6 protein-coding genes are annotated in these 5,058 nt (G+C 65.5%); 2 read left to right on the top strand and 4 right to left on the bottom strand.

Annotated features, from left to right (window positions below):
* Positions 1-59: 59 nt before the first annotated feature.
* The 3 genes from AC07YR_RS14580 to AC07YR_RS14570 form a co-directional block, all read right to left on the bottom strand.
* The gene (locus AC07YR_RS14580) at positions 60-788 is read right to left on the bottom strand and encodes a FadR/GntR family transcriptional regulator (RefSeq protein ID WP_055807533.1); all 729 of its coding nucleotides are present in this window, start codon (positions 786-788) and stop codon (positions 60-62) included.
* 93 nt (positions 789-881) lie between these two features.
* Positions 882-1,133, bottom strand: a complete 252-nt coding sequence (locus AC07YR_RS14575; RefSeq protein WP_436058703.1) for a DUF2630 family protein — start codon at positions 1,131-1,133, stop codon at positions 882-884.
* A 151-nt stretch (positions 1,134-1,284) separates the two neighbouring features.
* On the bottom strand, positions 1,285-2,079 hold the full coding sequence (locus AC07YR_RS14570; RefSeq protein WP_436058702.1) for a carbon-nitrogen hydrolase family protein: 795 nt from the start codon (positions 2,077-2,079) through the stop codon (positions 1,285-1,287).
* Positions 2,080-2,111: 32 nt separating this feature from the next.
* On the opposite strand from AC07YR_RS14570, the gene AC07YR_RS14565 reads away from it, so the two are divergent.
* Positions 2,112-2,768, top strand: a complete 657-nt coding sequence (locus tag AC07YR_RS14565) for a GntR family transcriptional regulator (RefSeq protein ID WP_436058701.1) — start codon at positions 2,112-2,114, stop codon at positions 2,766-2,768.
* Positions 2,769-2,782: 14 nt separating this feature from the next.
* On the opposite strand, the gene AC07YR_RS14560 is transcribed toward AC07YR_RS14565, so the two are convergent.
* Complete coding sequence (locus tag AC07YR_RS14560; RefSeq protein ID WP_494734396.1) at positions 2,783-4,174, bottom strand: MFS transporter; 1,392 nt, start codon at positions 4,172-4,174, stop codon at positions 2,783-2,785.
* 148 nt (positions 4,175-4,322) lie between these two features.
* On the opposite strand from AC07YR_RS14560, the gene AC07YR_RS14555 reads away from it, so the two are divergent.
* Positions 4,323-5,009 carry a DUF2848 domain-containing protein gene (locus tag AC07YR_RS14555; protein ID WP_055807522.1) on the top strand — a complete coding sequence of 229 codons (687 nt, stop codon included), beginning with the start codon at positions 4,323-4,325 and terminating at the stop codon, positions 5,007-5,009.
* Positions 5,010-5,058 lie beyond the last annotated feature (49 nt).

Raw genomic sequence — 5,058 nt, 5'->3', positions numbered from 1 at the left:
GGGCACGCCGCAGTAGGGGGCAGGGCAGGGGGAGGTGGGTGCTGTTCGGGGTTTAGGAGCTAGCGCGTATGGCCGGCCCTGGAGTTCCCGCTTCCGGGGACGATGGTGCCCAGGGCGCATTCCACCCCGTGCAGATGCATTCTCATGGCCTGGGAAGCGTCCTCGGCTGATCCACTCTCGATGGCAGCGAAGATTCGGGCGTGCTCCTCCCCCGATTCCTTGCGCCGGTCAGCCACGAGGTTGAGTGTGTTCGATTGGTTGGCCATGGCGTCGCAGATGTCTGAGAGGAATGATTCGAACACGCCATTGCCGCTGCACCGGGCGATGGTCACGTGGAACTCGGTGTTCAAGAGCACCCACTGCTGGAGATCGTCCTCCTCGGACATTTCCCGCAGGATCTCCCGGAGTGCCTCCAGGTCTTCGCTGCTGCGGCGTTGCGCGGCAAGCCCAGCGGCAGGCACTTCCACATGGGGACGTGCCTCCACGAGGGCACTAGCCGAGTACTTGCCGAGTTTGAGGTCCTGGGCCACTTTGTCAGCAATAACGAAGGTGCCCTTGCCTGTGTGGGTGGCGGTCAGTCCCAATGCGGTGCATGAACGCAGCGCCTCCCGGACCATCGTGCGGCTCACACCGTACTGCTTTGCAAGCGATGCCTCCGAATCGAGGCGGGTGCCGACCGGGATCCTGCCGCCTTCGATAGCGCTGCGGAGGGATGCGAAAACCGCTTCGGCCGCGCCAACGCGTACAACTCGATCTTGTGCAGCTGTCCAGCTGTCCAACAGGTCCATATGGAAACTATGGCACCTGTCACACGGCCTGTCAAAGGTGTCCTGCATGTTGCGGGTGGCTGGGGGCATGCAGGACGGCCTGCTGCCGGTAAGTCAGCCGCGGTAGTCCTCCACCTGCCTTACCGGCCGCGGTGCCGCTTCGTCCGGGTTCTCGCCATACTGCAGCTTGGCGCGTCGCTGGCGAAGCAGGTCCCAGCACTGGTCCAGGTCCTCTTCAATGCGCTTGAGCCGCGTGCGGTCCGGGGCGTGCTCGGGCCCGGGCGCAGCAGATTCGGCTTTTTCGCGAAGCTCGCGTTCCTCCTCAACGAGCCCTTGGATGCGTTGCAGGATGTCCTGATCGTCCATGGTGTCCTTCTTCCTGGCGGGGTACCAGCCAGCGTAGTGTCGGCCGCCACGCCTGACCAGATCTTCGGGCTGGCCGGGGCCCCGGCAGCCGGAACGAACAGAAACGGCCGACGGCGGAAGGTTCCGTCGTCGGCCGTTCGAGTACCGGTGGCTAGAGGCTCCGGGCGTTGGCGAGGACCGGCAGTTTTGCGCGGACGTCGGTGATGGCGGCAGGGTCGATGTCCACCACGGCCAGCTCAGGCTCCTCGCCCAAGGTGACCAGGGGAGAGCCGAGCGGCGACACCACGGCACTGTGTCCGATCCCGGTGGGCGCTGCACCCGCAGCGGGCAGCCCGATGCTGGCGGGATTGCCCTGGCCGCAGGCCACCACGAAGGTTGTGCTGTCCACGGCGCGGGCCCGCACCAGCAGGTCCCACTGGTCCGTCTTGCCTTCGCCGGCACCCCACGAGGCGCAGACGACGTTGACCTGGGCGCCTGCCCGCGCGTTGGCTGTAAAGAGCGCGGGGAAGCGCACGTCGTAACAGGTCGCGAGGCCGATCACCGTGCCGTTGAGTTCGAATGTCACCGGTGAGGTGCCGGCATCCACCGACTCGGACTCCGCGAAACCAAACGCGTCGAAGAGGTGGATCTTGTCGTAGGACGTATCGGTCCCCGGTCCGGTGACGATCAGGGTGTTCCGCACCCGGCCGCCGTCGCCGGGCGTAAACATGCCCGCGATCACGGTGATATCCAGGTCCCTCGCAATGGCCCGGACACCATTGGCCCACGGTCCGTCCAGCGGTTCGGCGATGTCAGTCAGGCTGTTGCCGAAGGCGCGCATTGCCGCTTCGGGAAACACCACCAGCTCGGCTCCGGCGGCCTTGGCCCGGGTGGCGTATTCTCGAATCAACTCCAGGTTGGCGGCCGGGCAGGCTCCTGTGATGATTTGGGCCACTGCTAAACGCATGAAATTGCTCCAGTCTGTTGTATACATGATGTATGCGAAAAAGTTCGGGGACAGCGGCGTCCGGCCGCGAGAAGGCGTACGCGTACCTGCGTGAAAATATCCTGATCGATCCCGAAGTCCAGGGGAAGTTCCTGAATGAGCAGGAGCTTGCCGCCGAGATCGGGGTCTCGCGCACTCCGGTGCGGGAGGCGCTCCTGCTGCTCGTTTCGGACGGACTGGTGGAACTGATACCGCAGCGCGGAGCGTACGTTCCGCCGGTGACCGGCCGGGAAATGTCCGAATTGATGGAACTCCGCGGAGTCTTGGAAAGCCATGCCGCCCGCCTGGTCATCGAACAGAAGCGGGTGCCCGCCCGGACGATGCAGGACACCCTGGACCAGCAGGCCGGCCTTCCCGAAGACCTGAACCCGGAGGCTGCCCGGGAGTTCATCCGCTTGGACACCCTGTTCCACCAGCAGCTCATTGACGCCGCCGGAAACGAGCTCATCTCCCGGACGTATAGCAAGCTCCACGTCCGGCAGATCCTGGTGGGCGTCTCCGCCCTGTTTCGTACCGGAGGCCGGCGCGAGCAGGTGTGCGCCGAACACCAGGACATCCTCGATGCCCTGGTGTCCGGCGACTCGGCGAAGGCACAGAAGGCAATTGACCATCACCTGGCCGTGACCCGCGACATCCTGCTCCGCACCTGACTACCTCCGGACCGTCAGCGGGACTCCGCGTCGGCGGACTCCCGGCGCGCTGCGGCGGATCCTTCGAGCAGCAGGCGGTAGTCCTCGTCCTCCACGGTGTTCGAATCCCGGCCGAGCGCCAGGCCCACTGCCGTGACGGCGGCGGCCACTGCCACGTAGATCGCCACCGGGATCCACGTGCCGAACTGGGACAGCAGCAGCGTGAACATCAGCGGTGCGATGGCGCCGCCGATCACTCCGGCGAAGGTGTAGGCCAGGGAACTTCCGGTGGACCGCAGCCGCGGGGAGAACTGCTCCACGATGAAGGCTGCCTGCGGGCCGTACATGAACGAGTGCGCCATGAGGCCCAGCACAATGCCGATAATCAGCATCGGCTCGTTGTTCCCGCCCAGAATGCCGAAGAAGATGAACGTCCACACGGCGCCCAGCACTGCCGCCGTGCCGTAGACCAGGCGGCGGTTGAAGCGGTCGGACACGGCACCGGCCAGCGGGATCATGAACAGCTGGAACGCGGAGCCGATCAGGACTGCGGTGAGCACCTGGCTGCGTTCATACCCGAGGGCCTGGATGCCGTAGGTGAGGGTGAAAACGGTGAACAGGGCGTAGAGCACGTCCGGGCCCACCCGGCACAGGGTGGCGGCGATGAGCGGGCGGAGTTCCTTGCTGAAGACCTCGCGGACGGGGGCGTTGGGCTGTTCGCCGTGGGCCTCGATGGCCTTGAAGATCGGGGTGTCTTCCAGCTTCAGGCGGATCCAGAGGCCGAAACCGACCAGCAGGGCCGAGACCAGGAACGCGATGCGCCAGCCGAAGCTGATGAACTGTTCCTCACTCAGCGTGAGTGTGAGGACGGCCAGGGCGCCGTTGGCCATCAGGTTGCCTGCGGGCGGACCCACCTGGGCGGCGGAGGCCCAAAAGCCGCGCCGGTGGGGATCCCCGTATTCGCTGGAGAGCAGAACGGCGCCGCCCCATTCGCCGCCCACGCCCACACCCTGGGCGAAGCGCAGCAGCACCAGGATGATCGGGGCGGTGATGCCTATGCTGCCGTATCCGGGGAGCACCCCGATCAGCACGGTGGCCACGCCGATGATCATCAGGGTGGTGACCAGGACCTTCTTGCGGCCGATCCGGTCGCCGAGCCGGCCGAAGATGATGCCGCCCACGGGACGGGAAACGTAGCCCACCGCATAGGTGGAAAACGCCAGGATGGTGCCGGTCAGGGGGTCGGATGAGGGGAAGAAGACGATGGGGAATACGACGGCGGCCGCTGCCGAGTAGACGGCGAAGTCATACCACTCGAGTGCGGTGCCGGTGAGGCTTGCGGCAAAGGCCTTGTACAGGCCCTTCGGGTGCATCGGCTTGTCCGGACGCGGCGCTGCGCCGGAAGCCGGGACTGGGACGTTGGCCATGGTGTTGTCCTCCACGAGATGTTTACGGTGACGCCTGTCACGCTGGCGTTAAATGTATACATTACGCATACTGGATGTACATTGGCGATCGTTTCCGGTTTCCGGTTTGTAAATTTCTCCAACAGGACACGCAAAGGATGGACAGAACATGACGGCTCTGAGCTTCGAACTTCCCGACGGCACCACAACGGAAGTCCAGGTCAAGCACCTCCTGAACGCCGGCTACGCAGGGCGGGAGCAGGAGGAAGTGCAGGCCCACATCGCCGAGCTAGCCGAGCTGGGGGTTCCCGGTCCCGCAACCACGCCGGCGCTGTACCCGGTGTCGCCCTACCTGGCCCAGCAGGTCTCTGAAGTCCGCGTGCAGCACGGCCGGACCTCGGGAGAAGCAGAATGGGCGCTTGTGATCACCGGGGACGGCGTGCTGCTGACGGTGGCCTGTGACCACACGGACCGCGAGCTTGAAGTCCACGGTGTTGCGTGGAGCAAGAATGCCAGCCCCGATGTCCTTGGGCGCAAGGCCTGGCGGCTCGACGACGTGCGGGAGCACCTGGACCAGATCACGCTCAAGGGCTGGGTGGGGGAGGGCGATACGCCGGATACCCTTATCCAGGACAGCTCATTGGGAGCGTTGCTGAGCCCCGACTACTGGCTGGACGTCCTCAGCGAACGCGGCCTCAACGAACCCGGCACCGTCCTCATTTCGGGCACGGTGGCCATGACCCACGGGGTGGACCAGTTCGCCCGCAGCTGGAAGGTGGAGATGGCCGATCCGGTGACCGGCGCCTCCGTGGACGCCCAGTATGTGGTGGAGCAGATGGCCGAGCCGATCGGCTGATCCGGCTCCCCGGAACGACAGAAGCGGGCGACGGCGGGAAGTCCCGCCG

It is taken from the genome of Arthrobacter sp. GW460-12-1-14-TSB2 (assembly GCF_059423525.1).
This window is presented reverse-complemented; position numbering and strand designations above follow the sequence as displayed.

Coding starts and splice junctions, on each gene's coding strand:
- AC07YR_RS14580 (WP_055807533.1), bottom strand. CDS start 788: ATGGACCTGTTGGACAGCTGGACAGCTGCACAAGATCGAGTTGTACGC.
- AC07YR_RS14575 (WP_436058703.1), bottom strand. CDS start 1,133: ATGGACGATCAGGACATCCTGCAACGCATCCAAGGGCTCGTTGAGGAG.
- AC07YR_RS14570 (WP_436058702.1), bottom strand. CDS start 2,079: ATGCGTTTAGCAGTGGCCCAAATCATCACAGGAGCCTGCCCGGCCGCC.
- AC07YR_RS14565 (WP_436058701.1), top strand. CDS start 2,112: ATGCGAAAAAGTTCGGGGACAGCGGCGTCCGGCCGCGAGAAGGCGTAC.
- AC07YR_RS14560 (WP_494734396.1), bottom strand. CDS start 4,174: ATGGCCAACGTCCCAGTCCCGGCTTCCGGCGCAGCGCCGCGTCCGGAC.
- AC07YR_RS14555 (WP_055807522.1), top strand. CDS start 4,323: ATGACGGCTCTGAGCTTCGAACTTCCCGACGGCACCACAACGGAAGTC.